The following is a 25,226-nucleotide window of genomic DNA, read 5'->3' as shown; positions in this document are numbered from 1 at the left end:
GAGGACACCCTTCATGCAGAACATCCTTCATGGGCGCCTGACCGGCCTGCTGGCGATGGGGGCCATCATCGCGGTCCTGCCGGCCTTCCTGCCCAACAACTTCTACCTCGACGTCGCCATCCTCGCCGGCTTCAACGCGGTGGTCTGCGTCGGGCTGAACCTGCTGATCGGCTACGCCGGGCAGATCAGCCTGGGCCACGCCGGCTTCTTCGGCATCGGCGCCTACGCGTCGGGCGTGCTGGCCGGGACCTACGGCTGGCCGCCGGTGCTGGCGCTGCTCGCCGGGGCGGTGTTCGTCGGGCTGCTCGCCTTCGTCGTCGCCAAGCCGATCCTGCGGCTGAAGGGCCATTACCTGGCGATGGCGACGCTCGGCATCGGCATCATCGTCTCCATCGTGCTGCGCACCGAGAGCGGCCTGACCGGCGGCCCCGACGGCATGACGGTCGAGCCCTTCCGCATCTTCGGCGTCGAGCTGTACGGCGAGAGGGTCTGGTACTGGGTGGTCGGCGCCCTGCTGTTCGCCGTGGTCTGGCTGTCGCTGAACCTGATCGACAGCCCGATGGGCCGGGCGCTGCGCGCCGTCCACGGGTCGGAGGTCGCGGCCGAGGTGGTCGGCGTCGACACCGCGCGCTTCAAGGTGCTGGTCTTCGTGCTGTCGGCGGTCTTCGCCAGCGTGGCGGGCAGCCTGTTCGCCCATTACGCCGGCCTGATCACCCCGGCCAAGGCCGACTTCTTCAAGTCGATCGAGCTGGTGACGATGGTGGTGTTCGGCGGCATGGCCTCCACCTTCGGGGCGGTGGTCGGGGCGGTGGTGCTGACCCTGCTGCCGCAGCTTCTGACCATGTTCCAGGATTACCAGCAGATCGTGCTGGGTGCGATCCTGATGGCGACGATGGTCTTCATGCCCAAGGGGCTGCTGCCCACCCTGGCCGCTCTGATCCCGGCGCGGAGGCGGGCATGAACATGCTGACCGATCCGGAACTGGCCGCCGACGCGGCTCCGCTGAACCGCCGCGCCGGCCCGGCCCTGCTGCGGGTCGAGCATCTCAGCCGCGAGTTCGGCGGCGTGCTCGCCATCGGCGACCTCAGCTTCACCGTGGCGGCCGGCGACATCCACTCGATCATCGGGCCGAACGGGGCGGGCAAGACGACGCTCTTCAACCTCGTGACCGGCGTCTACAAGCCGTCGGGCGGGCGGGTGCTGTTCGACGGGGCCGACGTGTCGGGGCAGGCGCCCTACCGGCTGGCGGCGCGCGGCATGTCGCGCACCTTCCAGAACTTGCAGATCTTCTTCAACATGACGGCGCTGGAGAACGTCATGGTGGGGCGGCACCTGCACCTGGACACCCGGCTGCTGCCGGCGCTGTTCCGCTTCCCCTCGCTGAAGCGCCGGGATTCCGAGGCGCGCGACCGCGCGGCGGAGCTGATGGGGGCGGTCGGCCTGTCGAAATACCTCGACGCCGACGCCGCCTCGATGCCCTACGGCGCCCTGAAGCGGCTGGAGATCGCCCGCGCGCTGGCGGCGGAGCCGAAGCTGCTGCTGCTCGACGAGCCGGCCGCCGGGCTGAACGCCACCGAAAGCCGCGAGATCGACGAGGTCATCAAGACGGTCGCCGCCGACGGGGTGACCATCGTGCTGGTCGAGCACGACATGAAGATGGTGATGGGCATCTCGCACCGGATCACCGCGCTGAACCATGGGCGCAAGCTGGCCGAGGGCACCCCGGCGGAGGTGGCGGCGAACCCCGAGGTCGTCGCCGCCTATCTCGGCGCGGCGCCGTAGGGGGACCGGAGACCATGCTTCTCGAAATAGACGGCCTCAACAGCCATTACGGGCGCATCCACGCCCTGAAATCCGCCAGCCTGACGGTGCGCGAGGGCGAGCTGGTGGCGCTGGTCGGCGCCAACGGGGCGGGCAAGACGACGCTGCTGCGCACGCTGTCCGGCGTCCACCCGGCGTCGAGCGGGATGATCAGGTTCGACGGTTGCGACATCACCCGGATGCGGGCGTCGCGCCGTGTCGCCGAGGGGGTGGTGCAGGTGCCGGAGGGCCGCCAGCTCTTCGGCCCGCAGTCGGTCGAGGACAATCTCCGGCTCGGCGCCTTCCGGCGCGGCAGCGGCAGGCCGGCCGAGGATCTGGAGCGGCTCTACGCGCTGTTCCCGATGCTGAAGGTCAAGCGCGACCAGCCGGCCGGCACGCTGTCGGGCGGGCAGCAGCAGATCGTGGCGCTCGCCCGCGCGCTGATGGCCAAGCCGCGCCTGCTGCTGCTCGACGAGCCCAGCATGGGGCTGGCGCCGCTGCTGGTCGCCGAGATCTTCGACGCGGTGCAACGGCTGAAGCGCGAGGGCACGACGATCCTGCTGGTCGAGCAGAACGCCCACGCGGCCCTGGCCATCGCCGACCGCGGCTACGTCATCGAGACCGGCGAGATCGTGCTGAGCGACAGCGGCGCCGCCCTGCTGAGCAACGAGCGGGTCCGCCAAGCCTATCTGGGCCTCTGAGACACACACGCGAACAAACGAGGACGGGAACCCATGTCCACCACCACCGCGCCGGCCAAGGCCTTCGCCTCCACCGGCGACCTGGAGCCCAAGACCGTCACCTTCGCCGAGCTGGCGCCCGGCGCCTACGCCTACACCGCCGAGGGCGACCCCAACACCGGCATCATCGTCGGCGACGACGGCGTGATGGTGATCGACGCCCAGGCGACCCCGCGCATGGCCGAGGACGTCATCGCCAAGGTGCGCAGCGTCACCGACAAGCCGATCAAGTACGTCCTGCTGACCCACTACCACGCGGTGCGCGTGCTCGGCGCGTCGGGCTACGGCGCCGACCACATCATCGCCAGCCGCGACACCTACGACCTGATCGTCGAGCGCGGCCAGCAGGATTACGAATCCGAGCTCGGCCGCTTCCCGCGCCTGTTCCAGGGGGCGGACTCGATCCCCGGCCTGACCTGGCCGACCATCGTCTTCGAGAACCGCATGACGCTGTGGATGGGCAGGACGCGGGTCGAGATCATGCAGCTCGGCCGCGGCCACACCAAGGGCGACACGGTGGCGTGGCTGCCCGATGCCAAGGTGCTGTTCTCCGGCGATCTGGTGGAGTACGGCGCCACCCCCTACACCGGCGACGCCTATCTGCGCGAGTGGCCGGCGACGCTCGACCGGCTGTCGGCGCTGGGGCCGGAGAAGCTGGTGCCGGGGCGCGGCAACGCGCTGACGACGCCGGCGCTCTGCGCCGAGGCGATCGCCGAGACCAAGGCGTTCCTGACCGCCATGTACGGCTCCGTCGCGCAGGCGCGCGCGGCCGGCGCCTCGCTGGGGGATGCCTTCGCGCGGACGCGGTCGGCGCTGGAGCCGCGTTTCGGCACGTGGGTGATCTTCGAGCATTGCCTGCCCTTCGACGTCTCCCGCGCCTACGACGAGGCCGGCGGCATCGACGATCCGCGCATCTGGACCGCCGAGCGCGACCGCGAGATGTGGGCGGCGCTCCAGGCGTGAGGGTGAGGCGCAAGGATGGGGCGGGAAAGGCGGCCCGCCCCATGACGTTGTCACCCCACCGTTCCGGCGAGCTTTAACGGTTCTCCCACCCGCTTGCGTGGTATAAGACTGGTCGATCCGTTCGCTCCCGTGCTGGGCCGGCGAGGGGTCGGTGGTTGGCCACGGAAGCGGACGGGCGGGCACCGGGACGATGCTGGGCGATTTCTCCTCAATGACCTACGACCTCGCCGAGAACATCGCGGCGAGCGCCTTCGTCGTTCTCGCCTACACCTTCATCGTCCGCCGCTCCTCGGGCTGGGGGAATCTGGCGCGGCAGGGGCTGTTCGGCCTGTTCATGGGGCTGACGGCGATCTTCTCCATGGTCCACCCGATCCACGTCGGGCCGGGAATCTTCATCGACGCGCGCGCGCCCCTGATCGGGTTGACGGCGCTGTTCGGCGGGCCGCTCGCCGCGGTGATGACCAGCCTTGTCGCCGGCGGCTACCGGGCCTGGCTCGGCGGGGTGGGGATGGCGGCGGGGGTCGCCAACGCCGCGGTCTCGCTGCTGGTGGGGCTGGGCTTCGCCTTCTGGATCCGCCGCCGCGGCATGACGCTGCGCCTGTCCCATATGGCGGCGCTCGGCGTGCTGCTGTCGGGGTCGTCGCTGTCGACCCTGCTGCTGCTGCCGAGCTGGGACCTGATGGCCGAGGTGTTCGCCAAGACGGCGCTGCCCTTCCTGGCCATGCTGCCCTGCGGCACGCTGTTCCTGGGCGCGCTGCTGCTGCGCGAGCAGCGCCACCGCGACGCCGAGTTGCGGATGGCGGAGAGCGAGGCGCGCTACCGGCTGCTGGCCGACAACGTCACCGACATGATCCTGGTGCTGCGGGCGGACGGGGAGATCGCCTACGCCTCGCCGTCGGCGCGGGACCTGCTGGGCCGCAGTCCGGAGGAGGTGGTCGGCCGTCTGGCGGGATCGCTGATCCACCCCGACGACCGGGAATACGCGGCCACGGCCTTCGCCGGGCTGGAGCCGGGCTCGCCGCCGCTCGCCGTCATCCACCGCGCCTGCCACCGGGATGGCCGGTTCCCGTGGGTCGAGACCAGCATGCGCCCGGCGCTGGACGCCACCGGCGCCTTCACGGTGATCGCCGCCGTCCGCGACGTCACCGAGCGCAAGCTCCATGAGGAGCAGCTCCACGAGGCCCGCGCCGAGGCCGAGGCGGCGAACCGCGTGAAGTCCGAATTCCTCGCGGCGATGAGCCACGAGATCCGCACGCCGCTGAACGGCGTCATCGGCTTCGCCGACCTGCTGCTCGGCACCGAGCTGACGCCGGAGCAGCGCCAGTATGTGGCGCTCCAGCGCGAGGCCGGGCGCGGGCTGCTGGCGATCATCGGCGACATCCTGGACTATTCGAAGATCGAGGCCGGCAAGCTGGAGCTGGAGGAGCGCGCCTTCGACCTGCACCGGCTGATGCGCGACTGTCGCGACCTGATGAGCAACGCCGCCTCCCAGAAGGGGCTGCTGCTGCAACTGGCGCTCGGCGCGTCGGTGCCGCGCTTCGTGCGCGGCGACGAGGCGCGCATCCGCCAGATCCTGCTGAACCTGCTGGGCAACGCGGTGAAGTTCACCGAGCGCGGCTCGATCCTGCTGTCGGTCGGGCTGCTGTCGGCCGACCGGATGGAGAGCGGGGCGGCGCCGCTGCGCTTCTCGGTCAGCGACACCGGCGCCGGCATCCCGCTCGCCGAGCAGCCGAACCTGTTCCAGCGCTTCAGCCAGGGAGACCGCTCCACCACCCGGCGCTACGGCGGGACCGGGCTGGGGCTGATCATCTCCAAGCAGCTGTCCGAGCTGATGAACGGGCGTATCGGCTTCCAGAGCAGCCCCGGCGTCGGCAGCACCTTCTGGTTCGAGCTGCCGCTGCCGGTGGCGGCGGAGGTGCTGGGGCCGGCCGACCGGCCGGCGCCGGAGGCCTCCCGCCGCGCCGCCCGCATCCTGCTGGCGGAGGACGTGCCGATGAACCAGATCGTCACCTCCTCCATCCTGTGCAAGGCCGGCCACACGGTCGAGGTGGTGGAGGACGGGCTGGCGGCGGTCGCCGCGGTGCGCGACGGCGCGTTCGACCTCGTGCTGATGGACATGCAGATGCCGCGCATGGACGGGGTGCAGGCGACGGCGGCGATCCGCCGGCTGGACGATCCGCGGCGCTCCATCCCGATCATCGCGCTGACCGCCAACGCCCTGTCCGACCAGCTCCAGCTCTGCCTCGACGCCGGGATGAACGACCATGTCACCAAGCCGATCGAGCGCGATACCCTGCTGGCCGCCGTCGAGCGCTGGCTGGGGCCGGCTCCGCAGGTTCCGGCGACGGTGACGGCGGGGAGCGAGCCGGCCGAGCCGGTGCTGAACCGCTTGACGCTGGACACGCTGGCCGACACGCTCGGGCCGGAGGTGATGCCGCGTTTCGTCGCCGGCACGCTGGGCGAGCTGGCGCAGCGGGTCGACCGCATCCTGGAGACCGGCGACACGAAGGCGGCCGGCTTCGACGCGCACGCCATGGTGTCCCTGGCCGGCAATCTCGGCATGGTCGAGCTGTCGCGGCTGGCGCGCGCCGTGCAGCACGCCTGCGAGCAGGAGCGCGAGGACGCGGCGGCGCTGAAGGGCGAACTGCGCGACGCCTTCAACCGGGCGACCCAGGCCGTCCGAGCCGCCCTGCCGGGCAGCGTCGAGGCGGCCATCTGACCGCAAGGGACAAGCTAGCGGTTGACGATCAGGGCGACGCCGGCCACCGCGACCAGGGCGCCGGCCCAGGCCCCCAGGCCCGGCCGCTGGCCGGTCAGCATCCACAGCATCGGCAGGATCAGCACCGGGCTCAGCGCCGACAGGGTGGCGACGACCCCGGCGTTGCCGTGGGCCAGCCCGACCAGCAGAAGCGTCATGCCGAGCCCGACGCCGATGAAGCCGTTGCCGACCACCTGGAGCGCGATGCGCGGCGTCAGGCCGGGGCCGAAGCCCAGCCGCTGCCCCGGCAGCAGCCCGATGGCGGTCAGCATCAGCGCCGCCGTGGTGACGCGCACCGCCGCCGAGGCGACCGGATCGGCGCCGGCCGCCATCACCGGCTTGGCGATGACCGAGCCGACCGCCTGCCCGCAGGCGGCGACGAGGCAGACGCAGACGCCGGCCAGCAGGCTGCCCTGCACGGCCTCCCAGGAATGGGTGGAGCCCGAGCGCAGCGCCACCGCCAGCATGACCCCGGCGGTGACCAGCAGGATGCCCAGCGCCGTCCAGCTGCCCAGCGCCTCGCCCAGCACGATCCAGCCGAGCAGCGCCGTCAGCGGCGCGTTGGCGGCGTAGATCACCACGTTGCGGCGCGGCCCCAGCCGGCTGAGCGACCAGAAGAGCGCCAGATCGCCCATCACGATGCCCATCGCCCCCGACAGGGCCAGCGTCAGGACCGCGCCGGTGTCCAGCGTCTGCCAGCCGCCGAGCAGTCCGGTGGCGATCAGCAGGCCGGTGGCGACGACGGTCAGCCGCAGCCGGTTGAACGCGATCGATCCCAGCGCCCGCACCGGCCCGATGGCGATCAGCCCGCCGGCGGCCCAGCACAGCGCGGCGCCGAGCGCGGCCATGTTTGCGATCATGATGGGGAACGCACGAATCGTTGAGGGGGCCGGCACTCTACGACGCCCGCCATCCGCCCGCGAAATGAGCAACGCGCATGGCGGGATCGCCTTTTCACACGTCCGCCCTGTGAAGACGCGGGATCCCGTGTTCCGGGAACCGGCACGGCGGTTTCGCCGTTGATGGAGGGAGGGTGTCCTCAACCCCCATCGAAACCCCCGCAGCAGACCAGGGAGCCGACCATGCGAGCAGAACCGACGTCGACGGGACAGGCGGGACGCGGGGCGGCGCTGGTCGCCGGTCTGGCCATGCTGGCGGCGCTGCCGGCGGCGGCCCAGCAGACCTGCGGCGCGATGGTCGAGCAGTTCGCCGCCGACCACAGCCTGTCCACCCAGCCGCCGCCGACCGCCGTGCCGGCGCCGCCGGGCAGCGCCGGCTCCAGCGCGCGGAGCGACGCGACGGACGGCAGCGGCGCCGCCTCGTCGGAGCGGCTGGCGCAGTCGGGCGGCCTGATCGCGCCGCCCGCCGTCGGCGACCGGGCGGTGATCGACCCGCCGCGCTCGGGCGCCAGCAACATGCCGACCGCCCCGGCGGTGCGGCCCGATGCCGGCTCCAACCCGGCGCAGGGCGCCATGCCCGGCGGCAGCGGCGGGGCCGGCGACACGATGGGACGGGCGGCGCGCAACGCGCAGCTCGAATCCCTGGTCACCGCCGCCCGCGCCGCCGCCAGGGACGGCGACGAGACCCGCTGCATGGACAGCCTGGGCGAGGCCCGCCGCCTGTCGCTGTCGACCCCCGGCGGCAGCGGCGGCTGACCCCCCTCTTCCGGAGATTTTTGGAGACGACACGCATGATGCATCTCGGACCCTACCCGCCGGCCCCGACGCCGGGCGACATCCCCTTGCCGACCCCGCCGCTGCCGATGCCGGGCGACCCGTCGCGTCCGCCGATGGGCGAGCCGCCGGCCCCCATCCCGGTGCCGCCGCGCGAACCGCCGCCGGTGCCCGAGCATCTGTCGGCTTGAGTTCCCTTCGGTGATTTCGGGTGGCTTCCACCCGGATTCGCCCGGATTCGTGCAACTGCGCCTTGCCAATCCGGCCTCGGCGGGCGATGTCTCTTCCAGGCGCGCCCGCGAGGTCCGTGGGCGCCGTTACAGTCCGTTGGAGTTCGGGTTTCCCATGAGCCGTCAGCCGCCCCGTCAGCATGTCTATCGCCAGCCCAACGTCGTTGGCACCCAGGTGACGGCCACCGTCAAATGGTTCGACCCGGAGCGCGGCTTCGGCTTCGTCAAGCTTGGCGAGGAGGGCAAGGACGCCCTGCTTCCCGCCTCCATCGTCGTGCCGGCCGGCCACGCGACCCTGCCGGAGGGCGCCACCGTCGTGGTCGACCTCGTCGAGGACCGCAAGGGCAAGCAGGTCAGCGCGCTGCATTCCGTCGATCTGTCGACCGCCGCGCCCGCGCGCCCGCGCATGCCGGAGCGCCCGCGCGGCCCGGACCGTGGTTTCGGTGATCGCGGCTTCGGCGATCGTGGCTTCGGCGACCGTGGGGGCGACCGTGGCGGTCCGCGCGATTACGGCTCGCGCGATCGCGGCTTCGGCGACCGTGGAGGCGACCGGGGTGGTTTCGACCGGGGTGGGCCCGACCGTGGCGGGCGCGGGGCGCCGCGCGACTTCGCCCCGCGCGGCGAGCGCGGCGGGCCTCGGGATTCCGGCCCGACGAGCGAGATGACCGCCACCGTGAAGTGGTTCAACAGCAGCAAGGGCTTCGGCTTCGCCGCCCCGGACGATGGTGGGCGCGACGTGTTCATCCCGGCGCGGGCGCTGGAGCGTGCGGGGCTGCGCGGCCTCGACGATGGCCAGCGCGTGCGGATGACCGTCCGCCAGGGCGAAAAGGGCATGGAAGCGGTCAGCCTGACGGCCGAGTGACGGCCGTTTGATTGTTGCTTGGACACGGATGGACACAGACAGACTCAGATGAACATGGAAGAACCCCGGCTCTGCCGGTCAGGCCTTTTCCATGAAAGCGGAAGCGTCATCATTGTTCATCTGTGTCTGTCTGTGTTCATCTGTATCAGAATCACACACGATATCTTTTGACCGCTCAAACGGCCGGCGTCAGCTTTCCGTCTTTCCGGCGATGTGTTCCGCCGCCTCGCGCAGGACGCGGGTGCTGGCGTTGTCGGGGACCTGGATGCCCGCGCCGGGGCCGTTGACGGCCTCCTCCTCCGCGATCTCGCGCTCGGCCTGCGCCCAATGCTCCTGATGGCGGTTGTCCGGTCGTCCCTCGCGCTCCCACAGGTCGTGGGCGCGCGCGCGGATGCGGGAATTCTCGTCCATCGCTATGCTCCCTTGGTGAATGACGTCAGCCACGGTCGGGCCGCGAGGGGGAGGAGATGCGTTCCAGCGCGTCGCCGACCGCGCGGTCGTTCTTGGCGTCGGTGGCGAGGTCGCCCAGCGAGACGATGCCGCTCAGCCGGTCGTTGCGGTCCACCACCGGAACGCGGCGGATCTGCTGCCCGGCCATCAGCTCGGTGACGCTGCCGACCGGATCGTCCTCGTAGCAGTAGCGCGGGCTGGCGGTCATCACCTCGGCGACGGTGCAGCGGTCGGGCGCGAGCCCGGCGGAGGTCGCGCGGATGGTGATGTCCCGGTCGGTCAGGACGCCGACCAGCGTGCGCCCGTCGCACACCGGCAGGATGCCGACGTTCAACTCGTCCATCAGCCCCGCCGCGCGGCGGATGCTGTCGTCCGGCCGCACGGTCTGCACGTCGCGGGTCATGATCTCGCGGATCTTCATGGAAGGAGCCCCTGTTTTCCGTTGTCCGTGCCTTCAACAGGCGCGGGCGGCGGGCGTCCCGCTCAATTCATCCAATAGAGGGGGCTGACGCCGAACAGCCAGGGATGCACCGCCAGCATGGCGGCGTAGGCGGCGAGCCCGCCGGCCAGCCGCAGCCAGCCGAACTCGGCCAGCGCCGCCCGCAGCCCGCCGGGCAGCGCCAGGAAGGGGACGGCCGAGGTCTCGGCGCGGTAGGCCCGCCCCCCGGCGTTGCGTCGCAGAACCGTGTCGTTCTTGACGATGGCGAACAGGGCGATGGCCGCCATGGTGGCGAACAGCACGACCCGCCGCTCGTCCCCCGTGGCGTTCAGATGGGCCAGCGCCCACAGCAGCAGCCCCAGGCTGCCGGGGCAGCGGGTGATCCGGTAGATCCCGCGCGGCGGGTCGGGGGCGTCCAGGGTCCCGAACCGGGTGGTGACGCGGGCGACCAGCAGCAGGAAGGCCAGCGGCATGACCAGCGCCACCAGCGGCGCCGCCCAGCCGGCCGGCACGAACAGCACGCCGCCGCCGTCGGCCGCGCGGTAGGCGAGGACGAACAGCCCGAGCGTCAGCAGCGATCCCAGCGAATGCAGGGCCATGAAGCCGGGACGGCCCATCCGCGCCATCAGGGCCGGCCGGACCCCCGGCCAGGACGGCACGGCGTGGCTGAGGAACAGGAGCAGGGCGGAGAGAAGCAGCGGCGCGGTCATGATGCCCATCCCATCGCATCCGCCCGTCCGACGCCTTGACCGGGGTCAAACCGGGCGGGTGGCGTCTTTGCGCCATGACGCCTTGCCCGGCCGGGGCCAACGGTTTCGGAACGGCGGTTTCGGAACGGCGGGCGCGTCCGGCGGTTGTCGAAGGATCACCGTCCGTCCGGATAGCCCCCGTACCCATCATGACCGAATGGATCATCCAGATCGTGCAGCAGCTCGGCTACGCCGGCATCTTCCTGATGCTGGTCCTGGCCCGCGTGCTGCCGCCGGTGCCGGCCGAGACGGTGATCCCGCTGGCTGGCATGGGGGCGGCGAGCGGCGAGTTCAACCTGCTGCTGGTGGCGCTGGCCGCCGGGCTGGGGTCGGCGGTCGGCGAACTGGTCTGGTACCTGCCGGCCCACTGGATGGGGCGCGAGCGGTTCGAGGCGTTCCTGCGCCGCCATGGCCATTGGCTGACCGTGCGGCCCGAGCAGGTCCACCGCGCCACCGAATGGTTCGCCCGGCGCGGCGGGGTGGCGGTGCTGCTGTGCCAGCCGCTGCCGGGGCTGCGCACCCTGATCTCGATCCCGGCCGGCGCCTGCGGCCTGCGGATGCCGGTGTTCCTCGCCTATTCGGCGGTCGGGTCGGCCCTGTGGGCGCTGGTGCTGGCGACCACCGGCTATCTGGTGCGGGTCGGCTTTCCCTGGGTGGCGGACCTGATGGTGCCGGGGGCGCTGCTGCTGTTCGCCGGGCTGCTGCTGGCCTATGTCCTGCGCGTCGTGCTGCACCGCCGCCAGACCCGGCTGCCCGGTGGTGGTTGAATGGGGCGGCGGTTGAATGGGGCGGCGGTCGAGCGTGGGCGGAACTTTCCCCGCCGCCGGACGTTTCCGGGACGATCCATCCGAAAGGACATGATCCTTCGGCAAACAAGGAACGTCACGCGATGACCCGGAACCCCTCACCCCCGCGCCGCTGGCCTGCGGCCGCGGCTGCCCTGTCGGCCGCGCTCGGCCTCGCCGCCTGCGCCACCGACGTCCCGCCGCCGACCGCCCAGCTCGGCGCCTCCTCGCAGGCCGTGGCGGCGGCCGAGCGTGCCAACGCGCTGCAATACGCTCCGGTCGAGCTTCAGGCCGCCCGCAACAAGCTGGCCGCCGCCGACGACGCGATGCGCGCCGACGAGCGCACCCGCGCCCGCCAGCTCGCCGAGCAGGCCCAGGCCGACGCCGAGCTGGCGACCGCGAAGTCCCAGCGCGCCGTCACCCAGCAGGCCGCCGCCGCCGTGCGGCAGCAGGCGATTCCCCGCTCGGCGCCCCAGTCCGCCATGACGCCGCCTCCGGCGGTGACGGCGCCGCCCGTCTCCGGCAGCACGCTGCCGCCCGTGTCCGGCGGGGTGGTTCCGATGAACAATGGAACGAGCTGGGGCAGCACCTACACCTATCCGGAGGTCCGGCCATGAGGACGATGAGCGCCACGCGCGCCCTGCTGGTTCTGGCCGGGCTGGGTGCCGGCGTCGCCGGCTGCGCCACCGGCTCGATGGACACCGCGGCCCTGATCCAGGCCCGCCAGGACTACAACGCCGCCGCCAGCAACCCGCAGGTCGCGGCCAACGCGCCGCTCGAACTGCGCCGCGCCGAGGAGGCCCTGCGCCAGGCCGAGGCCGTGCGCAACCAGGGCGGCGGCGCGGTCGAGGTCGATCATCAGGCCTATCTCACCAGCCGCCGCGTGCAGATCGCGCAGGAGACGGCGGGGGTGAAGGGCGCGCAGAACGTCGTCGCCAACGCCGACAGCTACCGCCTCCAGGCCCGCAACAGCGAGCTGGAGCAGCAGCTCCGCGACCTCCAGGCCGAGCGGACCGAGCGCGGGCTGGTGATGACGCTGGGCGACATCCTGTTCGCCACCGGCCGGGCCGAGCTGACCAGCAGCGCCTACGAGCGCATCGACCGGCTCGCCCAGTTCATGCAGCGCTACCCGGCCCGCACCGTGCGGATCGAGGGGCACACCGACAGCACCGGCAACGCGGACAGCAACCTGCGCCTGTCGGAGGCCCGTGCCCAGGCGGTGCGCGACGGCCTGACCGCGCGCGGCGTCAACCCGTCGCGCATCATCACCCAGGGCCTCGGCGAGGCGCAGCCGGTCGCCTCCAACAGCAACGACGCCGGCCGCCAGCAGAACCGCCGGGTCGACATCGTCATTTCCGACGACGGGACCGTGGCCGAAACGCGGCCCTGACCGGAAGGGACGCGGGGACGGGCGAGGGCCGGATGGCACTCACTCCTCCGGCCCCTCCTGCATCCCCGCGGCATCCAGCGTCCGCACCGCCCCCCACACGCCGAGCGCGATTCCAGCCGTCATCAAGGCGGCCGCCGCCGCGTTCAGGACCGGCCGTGCCGGGGCCGGCAGCGGGATCCGCTTCCACACCGCCCACGCCTCGTCCGGGGTGCCGGGGTCGGCGATGCGCAGCGCCGCGAAGGCCTGTTCGGTCAGGCTGGGATCGGTGGCGGGCAGCGGGACCAGACGGCGGCCGGTCTCCTTGCCCAGCCGGTCCATGGCGGCGATCAGGCTGCCGGTTTCCTTCACGGTCGCGGACAGGATGGCGGGCTCCACCGCGAGATGCTCGGCGAGCAGCCGGTCGCGGGTGCCGACGATGGCCTCGGCGACGGCGTGGTCGCCCGGCGCGGCCTCCACCGTCAGGTCGCATTCGGTGTCGTAGCCCATCGAGCGGTTGTTGAGGTTGGACGAACCGACCCGCAGCAGCCGCCCGTCCACCGCGACGATCTTCGAATGCACGACGATGCCGGTCCCCGCCGGGGTGACCGGGGTCATCGCCCGCAGCCGGCCATGGCGGTCGGCCTCGCGCAGGCAGCGCAGCGCCACCGAGCGCGTGGTGTCCATCGCCATGCGGTCGAACCAGCTCGGGCTTTCCATCGGCAGGACCAGCACGACCTCCGGCCCGTCCGGCTCGGCGAGGCGGCGGGCCAGCGCGTCGGCGATGGCGGCCGAGGCGAAATACTGGTTCTCCAGATAGATGGTCCGTTCCGCCGCGGCGATGGCGGCGAAGATCAGCGCCTCGCTCTCGCGGATCGCCGGATGGCCGGCGGCTTCCGGCACGGTGCGCGACACGCCGACGGTGGCGCCGGTCAGGTCGGGAGCGACCTGCGCCGGCCAGGGATCGGGATCCGGCGGCGGGCAGGGGACCAGCGTCTCGCCGGTGGCGCGGCGCCAGCGTTCGCGCGCCAGATCGGCCAGCGCCCCGGCGGCCGCGCCGTCCACCATCATCATCACGTCGTGGCGCGGGGCGTAGGGCTCGCCGGTCGGCCAGCGGCGGCGCGGCTCGTCGTCGCGGTGCTCCGGCGTGTCCCAGCGGTCGCCGGCCAGATCGATGCCGCCGCAGAAGGCCAGCGCGTCGTCGATCGCCAGGATCTTCTGGTGCTGGGCGGCGCCCACCGGAAGCTCGCCGTCCAGCCGCGCGTTCAGGCGCCGGCCGGTGCTGTGGTCGAGGTCCTCCAGCGGCTCGTGCGGGTGCTCCAGCGTGATCGGGAAGGGCATGTCCCATTTCAGTGCCCGCACCCGCAGCTCCGGGCGCTCCCGCACCAGCCGGGCGAGGAACTGGCCGAGATTTTCCGGCCGGTCGGGGTCCAGGCGCATGCGCGGCTCGATGTCCCAGCCGACCAGCAGGATCGACCGTTGCGCCGCTTCCATGGCGGCGCGGGCGGCGGCGAAGAAGGCGGCGCCGTCGACAAGGACGGCCAGCCGCCCGGCCCGCTCGATCCGCCAGCAGGTGTCGCCGGGACGCAGGACCGGGCCATCGGTGCCGGGGCGGGTCCGGAAGGGCGGGCGGGGGGAATCGTCGGGCATGGTGCGGGGCGGCTCGGCGGTGATGCGCTGCCGATGCAACCCCCCGCCGCCGCCCCTGTTCCACGCGCGCCCCTGGAGCTTTCGGGGCAGGTCCGGCGATGCCGTTGCTTTTGTCGAAAAGCCTCGATCGGGAGGGCAACCATGTCGGCCTCCGCCTGTTGGGGATGGGTGCAAGGGGCTGGTGCCCCCCGGTCATCCCGTTTCGGGGCATCCCGTTTCGGGTCATCCCGCTTCGCCGGGGGCGGGAAACCAGTTCCGGCTTCTTTCGGAAAAAGGCGCCCGAGCGTGAGGCGCCGTCACCAGATGAGGAGAATTCGAGCATGCGTAACGTGATGATCGGCGCCGTTTCGGCGGTCCTCCTGATGACCGGCTCGGCCATGGCCCAGATGTCGTCGTCGCCGTCCAGCCCGAACTATCCGGGGACCACGACCACCCCGCAGGCGGGCTCGACCACCGGCGGCCCGCTGAACGCGCCCGGCACCCCCAACGGCACCGCCGGGTCGAGCGGAAGCTGGTCGGGCAACTCGTCGGGCAGCAGCATGCCGGGCGTCACCACCGCGCCGTCGGGCATGGGCAACAACACCGGCAGCAACATCCCGCGCGACAACCAGACCGCCACCGGCACCCACTGCCCGCCGGGCACCCCGAACTGCGGCCCGGACGGCAGCCAGTAAGGACCGCTTTCGGCCCGCTCCCCCGTGGGGCGGGCCTCGCGCGACGACGGGCGCGCCGGAGACGATCCGGCGCGCCCGTTTCCGTTTCCGCGACGATCCGGGCGGTGGTCCATCCGACTTGCGTCAAGTCGGGTGAATGATCCGACTTGCGTCAATCGGCTTGGCGGGCGGGCCGGCGCGGGTCAGTCGGCGGCGTGCAGAGCGCCGGACAGCGGTTCGCCGAGACCGGGCGCGCCCATGGCGACCGCCACGAGCTGGCGGAACAGCCCCTGCTGACGGCTGTCGGTGATCAGATATTCGGGATGCCACTGCACGCCGATCAGGAAGGGCTCGGTGGCCGCCTCGATGCCCTGGACGATTCCGGCCCGTTCGCGGGCGACGACGCGCAGGCCGTCGCCCAGCCGGTCGACCGACTGGTGGTGCAGCGCGTTCACCCGGCATTCGGCGATGCCGAGGATGCGGTAGAGGTGGCTGTCCGGCTCGATACGGATGCGCTTGCGCGGCAGGACGGTGCGCATGTGCGGCGCCTCCTCGTAGATCTCGTGGATGTCGACGTGCAGCGAGCCGCCGCGGTGCACGTTGATCATCTGCGAGCCCCGGCAGATGCCGAGCACCGGCAGCCCCAGCTTGGCGGCGCAATCCAGCGCGCGCATCTCCAGCTGGTCGCGCTCCGGATCGATGCGGATGTGCGGCCGCGCCGTCTCGCCGTAGAGGGCGGCGTCGATGTCGTCGCCGCCGCCGACCACCAGCGCGTCGAGCCGGTCGATCGGGTAGGGATCGCGCGCCGTGATGCGCACCGCCGAGGCCCCGGCCCGGCGCAGCGCCAGCCGGTTCGCCCACCAGGCGATCCGGCTGCCATGGACCGAGGCGGTGATCCCCACCAGGGGCTTCGCGGTGCCGGGCAGGACAGCCATGGCCGCGCGTCCCTCAGCCGGCCGCCGGGCGCGGCGCGATGCGGCGTCCGGCCTCCCGCGCCCAATCGTCCAGCGCCCTGCGGGCGGCGAAGTCGCGGTAGTCGGCGCCCAGCCGGTCGAGCCGCTCGCGGTCGGCCGCCAGCTCCTCCACCGCCACCCAGCGGTTCCAGTCGGCGGCCAGCGACCAGCCGGGGTCGCTCAGCCGGGCGTTGGGCAGCCGGTAATGGAAGGTCGGGCGCGGCCGGACATGCGGGTCGCTGACGCCGGCGGCGTCCAGCCGTTCCGGGTCGATGTGGGCGAAGAGGGGGAACAGGTCCAGTTCGCGGTTGCGGGTCGGGTTGGCGGCGAGATACTCGTCGATCATCCGCTCGCGGTCGGGGCGGTAGCCGGGATCGGCCACCATCGCCGCGTAGGCCGGCGGGAAGGCGGCGATGAAGCCGGACAGCCGGCGCGTCGGGTCGACGCGGATCTCCCCGCGCAGCCAGGGCGCCAGGATCAGGAACGCCTTCAGGTGGTCGAGGATGTAGTCGCCGTCGGTCCGCGCCACCTCCGGGTTGAAATGCAGGCCGAAGGCGAAGAGCGGGCTGGCCTCGGTCCCCGCCGCCCCACGGTCGCGCAGGCTGGCGACCAGCGCCTCCAGCTCGCCCAGCCGGTCGAAGGGGATGGGTGGGGTGGCGATCTCGAAGGGCATCACCAGGCTGCCGATGTTGCCCCACAGCGGCCGCAGCGGGTCGAGCAGCTTCGTCCCGCCCTTGCCGGGGTGGGCGGAGCGCATGTCCAGCTCCACCGTGAAGTCGCCGAGGCTGGTGCCGGTCACGGCGCAGCGGTGCGGATTCTCGATGGTGACGCTGCCGCCGTAGAGCGTCCGCACGGCGGTGGCGGCCGACGGGGCGTCGAGGTCGGCGAACTCAAGCTCGACCCCGACGCGGCGCGGTGTTCCGGCCGAGGTGGTGAGGAGCGGGGGGAGGAGCGGGGACACGGTCATGGCGACCGTTCAACACGTGGCGGCGGTGTCCGTTCCCCGCCGACCTTTTCCCGGCAATGGCGATGCGGCACAATGAGGAGGCGGAGCGGTGGAGGGACAGACGATGGCCGAGGCGGCATGGCGGTTTGATCCAGTGACCCTGGAAGAATTCCAGACAATGAGCTTTGGCGATCGCAAGGCTGAACTGATTGATGGTTTGGTTGTACTGGCTCAGGCTTTTCCGACCTCGCGGCACGGTGACATCACCGGCGGCGTCCTCGTGGCGTTGGCTGGCGCTTTGCGTGCCGGCCAACGGCCGTGCCGGGCGCAGACCGGAACTGGGCTGCCGATCCGCCTTGATCGTGACTATTACCTGGGGCCTGATGTGATGGTGCATTGCGGTGGATCGCGCGATGCACCTGGTGCCCCGATCCTTGTCGTGGAGGTTCTGTCGCCATCGAACAGTGCGTCGGAGATGATGAAAAAGCTGCGCGCTTATCAGGCGGTGGGCAGCATTGCCGACATTCTGTTCATCGATCAGGACGCCTACGCCGTGGAACATTGGACGCGCGACGACCGGGATGCCTGGACCCTGTCTCCCCGCCTGTCCGGTGCGAATGCGGTGCTGGTGCTGCCGCGCCTGGGTGGTGAGTGGCCGTTGGAGGTGTTGTATGGGGATGCATGATCCGGGTTAATCGCTGTATTTTTCTCTGATCGCTTTTGCTTCTTCGAATATTGAATGCTCATTCCCAAGATATTGCGCACAAACAGATTTGTCCATTGCGCTCACATGTTCTCTTCCGTTGGCGCCTTTTGTTGCGACATAAGCTATGTTCCATAGCTTTGCCTCAACGCCATTCGGATTTCTGTGTTTTTCGCCGAAAATTCTTCCAATTTTTTGGCTTCTCTTGCGGAGGAATTTTGATAATTCAATAACCTCTAAGCTCTCTGCCGCGGGAGGTTTATTTTCGCTTCTAATGTAGAGTTCGAGCGCTTAGGAGAGTTTCCTCGGAATCCCAATCGATTTTCTTTTCCATGTTTCTCTCAAGCGTGGAGAAAGATATATGCATAGGTTTATCATGCAATCCGCAGCTCCATCAAGGCGTGAGATTTAAGTGGTTCGGGTTGTGTTGGATGAGCGAGACTGACTTGGGTGGATCGATTCCAACAGCTGCTCCGCGTCCCGATGCCCTCTTGCGTTGGACCGGGCCTTGGCGCAAGACGTCGGCATCGATCCTCACCGCGTGGAGTTGCCGGGATGACCTTCGTTGCCACCTGCGACCTGTTCGACCGCTTCAAGGACGACGCCCGGTTCGTCCTGCCGGGCTTCCGGGATTTCGGCGCGGTGACGCGTTTCTCCGGCCCGGCCGTCACCGTCAAGTGCTTCGAGGACAACTCGCGGGTCAAGGAGCTGCTGGCCACCCCCGGCGAGGGGCGGGTGCTGGTGGTGGACGGCGGCGGCAGCCTGCGCTGCGCGCTGATGGGCGACATGATCGCCGCCTCGGCGGTGCGGAACGGCTGGGCCGGCGTGGTCATCTGGGGCTGCGTGCGCGACGTGGCCGAACTGGCGGCGCTCGACCTCGGAGTCAAGGCGCTGGCGGCGACGCCGCGCGCCTCGACCCGCCGCGACCAGGGGCTGGCCGATGTGCCCGCCGAGCTGCCCGGCGCCACGGTCCGGCCCGGTGACGTGGTGTTCGCCGACGAGGACGGAATCGTGATCCTGACGGCGGAACAAGCGGCAGGTCTAAAGTAAGGTTATCGGTCCGAATGGTCATACCAGGGACAGGTAATACCAGTTCAAACCTCTCGGTTTCTTCATCGTGTGACCGATCAGGGGAAGTGGACGCGCCCCCTTGCTCTTTGATTTGCGCGCGGATATAAAGCCGAATTGAAGTCAAGCGGGCCGTCTCAGGGGTCCTGTCCAAGGGCCGGCCTTTCATTTGCGAGGAACCCAGCCGTGCTCGAAGCCTACCGCCAGCACGCGGCCGAACGCGCCGCCCTTGGAATTCCGGCCCTGCCGCTCTCCGCCAAGCAGACGTCGGACCTGATCGACCTGCTGAAGGCTCCGCCAGCCGGGGAGGAGGCGTTCCTCCTCGACCTCGTCACCCACCGCGTTCCGGCCGGCGTGGACGACGCCGCCCGCGTCAAGGCCGGCTTCCTGGCCGCCGTCGCCAAGGGCCTGGACAGCAGCCCGCTGATCTCCCGCGTCAAGGCCACCGAGCTGCTCGGCACCATGCTGGGCGGCTTCAACGTCCAGCCGCTGATCGACCTGCTCTCCGACGCCGAGTGCGGCGCCGCGGCGGCCGAGGGGCTGAAGAAGACCCTGCTGGTCTTCGACTTCTTCCACGACATCAAGGCGCTGGCCGACGCCGGCAACGCCAACGCCAAGGCGGTGCTGCAATCCTGGGCCGACGCCGAGTGGTTCACCTCGCGCCCGGAGGTCCCGGCCTCGCTGACGCTGACCGTCTTCAAGGTGACCGGCGAGACCAACACCGACGACCTGTCGCCGGCCCCCGACGCTTGGTCGCGCCCGGACATCCCGCTGCACGCGCTGGCGATGCTGAAGAACCCGCGCCCCGGCATCGAGGCCGACGAGCCGGGCATGCGTGGCCCGACGAAGCAGCTCGCCGAGCTCCAGAAGAAGGGCAACCTGATCGCCTATGTCGGCGACGTGGTCGGCACCGGTTCCTCGCGCAAGTCGGCGACCAACTCGGTCCTGTGGTTCACCGGCGAGGACATCCCCTTCGTCCCCAACAAGCGCTTCGGCGGCGTCTGCCTCGGCACCAAGATCGCCCCGATCTTCTACAACACCATGGAGGACGCGGGCGCGCTGCCCATCGAGCTGGACGTCGGCAAGATGGACATGGGCGACGTGATCGAGCTGCGCCCCTATGAGGGCAAGGCGCTGAAGAACGGCGAGGTCATCGCCGAGTTCACCGTCAAGTCCGAGGTGATCTTCGACGAGGTGCGCGCCGGCGGCCGCATCCCGCTGATCATCGGCCGTGGCCTGACCGGCCGCGCCCGCGAGGCGCTGGGCCTGCCGGCCTCGACCCTGTTCCGCCAGCCGGCCGCCCCGGCCGACACCGGCAAGGGCTTCAGCCTCGCCCAGAAGATGGTCGGCCGCGCCTGCGGCCTGCCGGAAGGCCAGGGCGTGCGCCCCGGCACCTATTGCGAGCCGAAGATGACCACCGTGGGGTCGCAGGACACCACCGGCCCGATGACCCGCGACGAGCTGAAGGACCTGGCCTGCCTGGGCTTCTCGGCCGACCTCGTGATGCAGTCCTTCTGCCACACCGCCGCTTACCCGAAGCTGGTGGACGTGAAGATGCACCACGAGCTGCCGGACTTCATCTCGACCCGCGGCGGCGTCGCGCTGCGTCCGGGCGACGGCGTCATCCACTCCTGGCTGAACCGCCTGCTGCTGCCCGACACCGTCGGCACCGGCGGCGACAGCCACACCCGCTTCCCCATCGGCATCTCCTTCCCGGCCGGCTCCGGTCTGGTGGCCTTCGCCGCCGCCACCGGCGTCATGCCGCTCGACATGCCGGAATCGGTGCTGGTGCGCTTCAAGGGCACGATGCAGCCGGGCGTCACCCTGCGCGACCTCGTCAACGCCATCCCGCTCTACGCCATCAAGGCCGGCCTGCTGACGGTCGAGAAGAAGGGCAAGAAGAACATCTTCTCCGGCCGCATCCTGGAGATCGAGGGGCTGCCCGACCTGAAGGTCGAGCAGGCGTTCGAGCTGTCCGATGCCTCGGCCGAGCGCTCGGCGGCGGGCTGCACGGTGCATCTCGACAAGGCGCCGATCATCGAATACATGACCTCGAACATCACGCTGATGAAGTGGATGATCGCCAACGGGTACGCCGAGAAGCGCACCCTGGAGCGCCGCATCAAGGCGATGGAGGCGTGGATCGCCGACCCGCAGCTTCTCCAGCCCGACGCCGACGCCGACTACGCGGCGGTGATCGAGATCGATCTGGCCGACATCAAGGAGCCGATCCTCGCCTGCCCGAACGACCCGGACGACGTGAAGACGCTGGCCGAGGTCGCCGGCGACACGATCGACGAGGTGTTCATCGGCTCCTGCATGACCAACATCGGCCATTTCCGCGCCGCCGGTAAGATCCTGAACGGCAAGTCGGACATCCCGACCCGCCTGTGGATCGCGCCGCCGACCAAGATGGACGCGATGATGCTGACCGAGGAAGGCTACTACGCCACGCTCGGCAAGGCCGGCGCCCGCATGGAGATGCCGGGCTGCTCGCTGTGCATGGGCAACCAGGCGCAGATCCGCAAGGGCTCGACCGCGATCTCGACCTCGACCCGCAACTTCCCGAACCGTCTGGGCATCGACACCCGCGTCTACCTGTCGTCGGCCGAGCTGGCCGCCGTCGCGGCGCTGCTGGGCAAGATCCCGACCAACGAGGAGTATCTGGCCCAGGTCGGCGTCGTGAACGAGAAGGCCGCCGAGGTCTACCGCTACATGAACTTCGACCAGATCCCGGCCTTCCAGGACGTCGCGGACAAGGTCGAGGTCGTCGCGGCGTAAGCTCGCGCGATACAGTCCGCCGTGAAGTTGGCCCCCGCCGGAGTTCTCCGGCGGGGGTTTTCCTTTGTGGACAAAGCCCCTGAATGAAAAAAGCCCCTCCTCCATGGGGAAGAGGGGCCGGATGGTCCGTCGTGCGCTCTGTCAGGGGGGTAAGGGTTTTGACACGGATGAGCGCGGATGGCGGCTGCGCCGGCTCACGGATGGACAGGGATCTGAGGTGACGGCTCCATTCCTGCTCATCCGTGTCTCAAGACGATGAGCGCTCCCGTCACCCCATGATGTCCTCGGTCTGGGCGCGCCTCTTGGTGTCGTCGGCGGTCTGGGTCTTGTCCAGTCCCGAGGGGAGCTGGAGGCTGAAGCCGATGCCCGACAGCAGGAGGACGCCGAGCGATGCGGCGACGATGCCGTAGCAAAACATGGTGGTCATACCTTTTTTGAGACGACCGGGCGGCTCCCGGTCCGGCCGCTGGAGATGGTGCGGCGGCTCCGCTGAGCATTGACGCCCGGTGGGGTCGGATTGTTCCGCCGGTTGGGCAAAAATCGAGGAGCGGGCGGCTCCGGTCAGGAGGCGCCGTGCGGAGGATGCTTCGGGCCGGGCCGGCGGGGCGACGCCGTGGTGGTCGTTATGATTGGAGAGGCGGACATTCGGACAATCATTGTATCGTAAGCGTTGCCGTTGTTGCCGTTTTTAAAAGCACATCGGCGCTTTTCCCGCCAACCCAAACCGTCATGATGGCCGCGAATGCGAGCCATGTGTCCGTCCGGTCTTGTCGTCGACTGGAGGGGGTCTGAAGATTTTCACGAACGGGAAGGGCCGCTTCCTTTCGGAAGCGGCCCTTGTCTCGATTGTGACGATTTGACTATTACGCGGCCAGGTTCCGCAGCACATAGTTCAAAACGCCGCCGTTCTTGTAATATTCGACCTCGTCCACCGTGTCGATGCGCAGCAGCAGCGTGTGGAACTCCTTGCTGCCGTCGGCGCGGGTGAGGGTCAGGTCGACGTCCTTGCGCGGACGCAGCCCATTCTCGATGCCGACGATGTCGAAACTCTCGGAGCCGTCCAGCTTCAGCGAGGCGCGGGTGATGCCGTCCTTGAACTGCAAGGGCAGGATGCCCATCCCGACCAGATTGGAGCGGTGGATGCGCTCGAAGCTCTCGGCGATGACCGCCTTGATGCCCAGCAGCTTGGTGCCCTTCGCCGCCCAGTCGCGCGACGAGCCGGTGCCGTACTCCTTGCCGGCGACGACGACCAGCGGCACGCCCTCGTCGGCGTAGCGCATCGCGGCGGTGTAGATCGGCAGCCGCTCGCCCGACGGGTAGTGCTTGGTCTCGCCGCCCTCCACGCCCGGAACCAGCTCGTTGCGGATGCGGATGTTGGCGAAGGTGCCGCGCATCATGACCTCGTGGTTGCCACGGCGGGCGCCGTAGCTGTTGAAGTCCTGCGGGCGCACCTGATAGCTCAGCAGATACTCCCCGGCCGGGCTGGTCTTCTTGATCGAGCCGGCCGGGGAGATGTGGTCGGTGGTGATCGAGTCGCCGAGCACCGCCAGCGCGCGGGCGCCCCGGACGTCCGACACCGGAGCCGGCGTCTTGCCGAGGTCGGCGAAGAAGGGCGGCAGCTTCACGTAGGTCGAGCTGTCCTGCCACTGGTAGGTCTGGCCCTCGGCCGTGGCGATGGCCTGCCACTGCTCCGGCCCCTTGAAGACGTCGGAATAGCGGCCGCGGAACATGTCGGCGGTCAGCGAGGCGGCGATCGCGTCCTGGACCTCGCGGTTGCTCGGCCAGATGTCCTTGAGATAGACCGGCTGCCCGTCCGACCCGGTGCCAAGGGGATCCTTGGTCAGATCGACCAGCAGGTTGCCGGCCAGCGCGTAGGCGACGCAGAGCGGCGGCGAGGCGAGGTAGTTGGCGCGGGTGTGCGGGTTGACGCGGCCCTCGAAGTTGCGGTTGCCCGACAGCACGGCGCCGACCACGAGGTTGCCCTCCTCCACGGCCGCCGCGATGGCGTCGGGCAGCGGGCCGGAGTTGCCGATGCAGGTGGTGCAGCCGTAGCCGACGATGTTGAAGCCGATCTGGTCGAGGTAGGGCTGCAACCCGGCCTTGGCGAGATAGTCGGTGACGACCTGGGAGCCGGGGGCCAGCGAGGTCTTCACCCACGGCTTCTGCTTCAGCCCCTTCTCGACCGCCTTCTTGGCGACCAGCCCGGCGGCGACCAGCACCGCCGGGTTGGAGGTGTTGGTGCAGGAGGTGATGGCGGCGATCACCACGGCGCCCTGCTCCAGGCTGTAGTCGGCGCCCTTGACCGGGACGGCCTTCTTGGGGTCGTCGGCCTTGAAGGCCTCGACCATGTCGGTGGCGAAGCCCTGCGCCAGTCCCGACAGCGGCACGCGGTCCTGCGGGCGCTTGGGCCCGGCCAGCGACGGCTCGACCGTGCCCATGTCGAGTTCCAGCGTCTCGGTGAAGACCGGGTCGGGGCTGTTCGGCTCGCGCCACATGCCCTGGGCCTTGGCGTAGGCCTCGACCAGCGCCACGCGGTCGGCGTCGCGGCCGGTGAAGGTCAAATAGCGGATGGTTTCGGCGTCGATCGGGAAGATGCCGCAGGTGGCGCCGTATTCGGGCGCCATGTTGCCGATGGTGGCGCGGTCGGGCAGGGTCAGCCCGTCGAGGCCGGGGCCGAAGAACTCGACGAACTTGCCGACCACCCCCTTCCTGCGCAGCATCTGGGTGACGGTCAGCACGAGGTCGGTGGCGGTCGTGCCCTCCTTCAGCTTGCCGGTCAGCTTGAAGCCGACGACCTCGGGGATCAGCATGGAGATCGGCTGACCCAGCATCGCCGCCTCGGCCTCGATGCCGCCGACGCCCCAGCCGAGCACGGCCAGGCCATTGACCATGGTGGTGTGGCTGTCGGTGCCGACCAGCGTGTCGGGGTAGGCGACCGGCTTGCCGGACGGGTCGGAATCGGTCCAGACGACCTGGGCGAGATACTCGGTGTTCACCTGGTGGCAGATGCCGGTGCCGGGCGGCACGACGCGGAAATTGTCGAAGGCCTTCTGGCCCCAGCGCAGGAAGGCGTAGCGTTCCAGGTTGCGCTCGAACTCAAGGTCGACGTTCTTCTGGAAGGCGTCCTTGCCGCCGAAATAATCGACCATCACCGAGTGGTCGATGACGAGATCGACCGGGACCAGCGGGTTGATCTTCGCCGGGTCGCCGCCGAGCGACGCCATCGCCTCGCGCATCGCCGCCAGATCGCAGACCGCCGGCACGCCGGTGAAGTCCTGCATCAGCACGCGGGCCGGGCGGTAGGCGATCTCGCGGTCGGACCGCTTGTCGACCAGCCATTGCGCGACCGCCTTCACGTCGTCCACGGAGACCGTCCGGCCATCCTCGAAGCGCAGCAGGTTCTCCAGCAGCACCTTCATCGAGAAGGGCAGCCGCGACAGATCGCCCAGCCCCGAGTCCTCGGCGGCCTTCAGGCTGAAATAGTCGTAGCTGTGGCCGCCCACCGCGATGGAACGGCGGGTCTTCAACGTGTCCTGACCGGTGAATGTGGTCACGGGAACCCTCCTTGGCTTTTGTGTTCTCGGCGACGGAGTCCGGTGATCGCTGGCGACGCTTGGGAATCGGGCGTTTGGGGCTCGGGCTTGGTCTCGGGCTGGC

At 70.2% G+C, this 25,226-nt stretch carries 24 protein-coding genes; 15 read left to right on the top strand and 9 right to left on the bottom strand.

The window, feature by feature from the left end; translation table 11 throughout:
* Positions 1-13: 13 nt before the first annotated feature.
* The 5 genes from J2847_RS07820 to J2847_RS07800 all read left to right on the top strand — a co-directional run bounded on the left by J2847_RS07820 (position 14) and on the right by J2847_RS07800 (position 6,222).
* Positions 14-961 carry a branched-chain amino acid ABC transporter permease gene (locus J2847_RS07820; RefSeq protein WP_209778392.1) on the top strand — a complete coding sequence of 316 codons (948 nt, stop codon included), beginning with the start codon at positions 14-16 and terminating at the stop codon, positions 959-961.
* A 2-nt stretch (positions 962-963) separates the two neighbouring features.
* Entirely contained in the window at positions 964-1,782 is an 819-nt protein-coding gene (locus J2847_RS07815; RefSeq protein ID WP_233474375.1) for an ABC transporter ATP-binding protein, read from the top strand.
* Between the two features lie 14 nt (positions 1,783-1,796).
* Complete coding sequence (locus J2847_RS07810) at positions 1,797-2,501, top strand: ABC transporter ATP-binding protein (protein WP_209778388.1); 705 nt, start codon at positions 1,797-1,799, stop codon at positions 2,499-2,501.
* Positions 2,502-2,534: 33 nt separating this feature from the next.
* Entirely contained in the window at positions 2,535-3,503 is a 969-nt protein-coding gene (locus J2847_RS07805) for an MBL fold metallo-hydrolase (protein WP_209778387.1), read from the top strand.
* 211 nt (positions 3,504-3,714) lie between these two features.
* Positions 3,715-6,222 carry a hybrid sensor histidine kinase/response regulator gene (locus tag J2847_RS07800; RefSeq protein ID WP_209778385.1) on the top strand — a complete coding sequence of 836 codons (2,508 nt, stop codon included), beginning with the start codon at positions 3,715-3,717 and terminating at the stop codon, positions 6,220-6,222.
* Between the two features lie 14 nt (positions 6,223-6,236).
* Here J2847_RS07800 and J2847_RS07795 read toward each other — a convergent pair whose 3' ends face one another.
* Positions 6,237-7,109, bottom strand: a complete 873-nt coding sequence (locus J2847_RS07795) for a DMT family transporter (protein ID WP_233474349.1) — start codon at positions 7,107-7,109, stop codon at positions 6,237-6,239.
* A 234-nt stretch (positions 7,110-7,343) separates the two neighbouring features.
* Between J2847_RS07795 and J2847_RS07790 the strand changes: the two genes are divergently transcribed.
* From J2847_RS07790 to J2847_RS34800, 3 genes are all read left to right on the top strand, one after another.
* Positions 7,344-7,916, top strand: a complete 573-nt coding sequence (locus tag J2847_RS07790) for a hypothetical protein (protein WP_209778382.1) — start codon at positions 7,344-7,346, stop codon at positions 7,914-7,916.
* A gap of 35 nt (positions 7,917-7,951) precedes the next feature.
* Positions 7,952-8,125, top strand: a complete 174-nt coding sequence (locus J2847_RS07785; protein WP_209778380.1) for a hypothetical protein — start codon at positions 7,952-7,954, stop codon at positions 8,123-8,125.
* Positions 8,126-8,279: 154 nt separating this feature from the next.
* A complete protein-coding gene (locus J2847_RS34800) occupies positions 8,280-9,026 on the top strand; it encodes a cold-shock protein (protein WP_209778378.1) in 747 nt (248 codons plus the stop codon).
* A 189-nt stretch (positions 9,027-9,215) separates the two neighbouring features.
* Here the strand turns inward: J2847_RS34800 and J2847_RS07775 are convergent, their stop codons facing one another.
* The 3 genes from J2847_RS07775 to J2847_RS07765 form a co-directional block, all read right to left on the bottom strand.
* The gene (locus tag J2847_RS07775; RefSeq protein WP_209778376.1) at positions 9,216-9,437 is read right to left on the bottom strand and encodes a DUF2934 domain-containing protein; all 222 of its coding nucleotides are present in this window, start codon (positions 9,435-9,437) and stop codon (positions 9,216-9,218) included.
* 25 nt (positions 9,438-9,462) lie between these two features.
* Positions 9,463-9,897 carry a CBS domain-containing protein gene (locus J2847_RS07770; protein ID WP_209778375.1) on the bottom strand — a complete coding sequence of 145 codons (435 nt, stop codon included), beginning with the start codon at positions 9,895-9,897 and terminating at the stop codon, positions 9,463-9,465.
* A gap of 62 nt (positions 9,898-9,959) precedes the next feature.
* Positions 9,960-10,625 carry an NnrU family protein gene (locus tag J2847_RS07765; RefSeq protein ID WP_209778373.1) on the bottom strand — a complete coding sequence of 222 codons (666 nt, stop codon included), beginning with the start codon at positions 10,623-10,625 and terminating at the stop codon, positions 9,960-9,962.
* 188 nt (positions 10,626-10,813) lie between these two features.
* On the opposite strand from J2847_RS07765, the gene J2847_RS07760 reads away from it, so the two are divergent.
* The 3 genes from J2847_RS07760 to J2847_RS07750 all read left to right on the top strand — a co-directional run bounded on the left by J2847_RS07760 (position 10,814) and on the right by J2847_RS07750 (position 12,839).
* Positions 10,814-11,431 carry a DedA family protein gene (locus J2847_RS07760; RefSeq protein WP_209778371.1) on the top strand — a complete coding sequence of 206 codons (618 nt, stop codon included), beginning with the start codon at positions 10,814-10,816 and terminating at the stop codon, positions 11,429-11,431.
* A gap of 122 nt (positions 11,432-11,553) precedes the next feature.
* Entirely contained in the window at positions 11,554-12,066 is a 513-nt protein-coding gene (locus J2847_RS07755; RefSeq protein ID WP_209778369.1) for a DUF4398 domain-containing protein, read from the top strand.
* A complete protein-coding gene (locus J2847_RS07750) occupies positions 12,063-12,839 on the top strand; it encodes an OmpA family protein (RefSeq protein ID WP_233474348.1) in 777 nt (258 codons plus the stop codon). The genes J2847_RS07755 and J2847_RS07750 overlap by 4 nt, the downstream gene beginning before the upstream one ends.
* A gap of 39 nt (positions 12,840-12,878) precedes the next feature.
* Here J2847_RS07750 and J2847_RS07745 read toward each other — a convergent pair whose 3' ends face one another.
* The gene (locus tag J2847_RS07745) at positions 12,879-14,465 is read right to left on the bottom strand and encodes a phospholipase D-like domain-containing protein (protein WP_209778367.1); all 1,587 of its coding nucleotides are present in this window, start codon (positions 14,463-14,465) and stop codon (positions 12,879-12,881) included.
* 320 nt (positions 14,466-14,785) lie between these two features.
* On the opposite strand from J2847_RS07745, the gene J2847_RS07740 reads away from it, so the two are divergent.
* Complete coding sequence (locus J2847_RS07740; protein WP_143268355.1) at positions 14,786-15,139, top strand: hypothetical protein; 354 nt, start codon at positions 14,786-14,788, stop codon at positions 15,137-15,139.
* A 182-nt stretch (positions 15,140-15,321) separates the two neighbouring features.
* On the opposite strand, the gene J2847_RS07735 is transcribed toward J2847_RS07740, so the two are convergent.
* Positions 15,322-16,053: a gamma-glutamyl-gamma-aminobutyrate hydrolase family protein gene (locus J2847_RS07735; RefSeq protein ID WP_209778366.1), complete on the bottom strand. Its 732-nt coding sequence runs from the start codon at positions 16,051-16,053 to the stop codon at positions 15,322-15,324.
* Between the two features lie 13 nt (positions 16,054-16,066).
* Positions 16,067-17,038, bottom strand: coding sequence for an amidoligase family protein (locus J2847_RS07730; protein ID WP_209778364.1), 972 nt, complete (start codon positions 17,036-17,038; stop codon positions 16,067-16,069).
* Between the two features lie 88 nt (positions 17,039-17,126).
* Between J2847_RS07730 and J2847_RS07725 the strand changes: the two genes are divergently transcribed.
* The 3 genes from J2847_RS07725 to acnB all read left to right on the top strand — a co-directional run bounded on the left by J2847_RS07725 (position 17,127) and on the right by acnB (position 21,569).
* On the top strand, positions 17,127-17,702 hold the full coding sequence (locus J2847_RS07725; protein WP_209778363.1) for a Uma2 family endonuclease: 576 nt from the start codon (positions 17,127-17,129) through the stop codon (positions 17,700-17,702).
* A gap of 573 nt (positions 17,703-18,275) precedes the next feature.
* On the top strand, positions 18,276-18,770 hold the full coding sequence (gene rraA, locus J2847_RS07720) for a ribonuclease E activity regulator RraA (RefSeq protein WP_209778361.1): 495 nt from the start codon (positions 18,276-18,278) through the stop codon (positions 18,768-18,770).
* 204 nt (positions 18,771-18,974) lie between these two features.
* Positions 18,975-21,569, top strand: coding sequence for a bifunctional aconitate hydratase 2/2-methylisocitrate dehydratase (gene acnB / locus J2847_RS07715; RefSeq protein WP_209778360.1), 2,595 nt, complete (start codon positions 18,975-18,977; stop codon positions 21,567-21,569).
* 268 nt (positions 21,570-21,837) lie between these two features.
* On the opposite strand, the gene J2847_RS07710 is transcribed toward acnB, so the two are convergent.
* A complete protein-coding gene (locus tag J2847_RS07710) occupies positions 21,838-21,996 on the bottom strand; it encodes a hypothetical protein (protein WP_209778358.1) in 159 nt (52 codons plus the stop codon).
* 436 nt (positions 21,997-22,432) lie between these two features.
* Positions 22,433-25,123 (bottom strand): aconitate hydratase AcnA, encoded by a 2,691-nt coding sequence (gene acnA, locus J2847_RS07705; RefSeq protein ID WP_209778356.1) that lies wholly within the window; start codon positions 25,121-25,123, stop codon positions 22,433-22,435.
* Positions 25,124-25,226 lie beyond the last annotated feature (103 nt).

This window comes from Azospirillum agricola (genome assembly GCF_017876095.1).
Lineage (GTDB): Bacteria > Pseudomonadota > Alphaproteobacteria > Azospirillales > Azospirillaceae > Azospirillum > Azospirillum agricola.
This window is presented reverse-complemented; position numbering and strand designations above follow the sequence as displayed.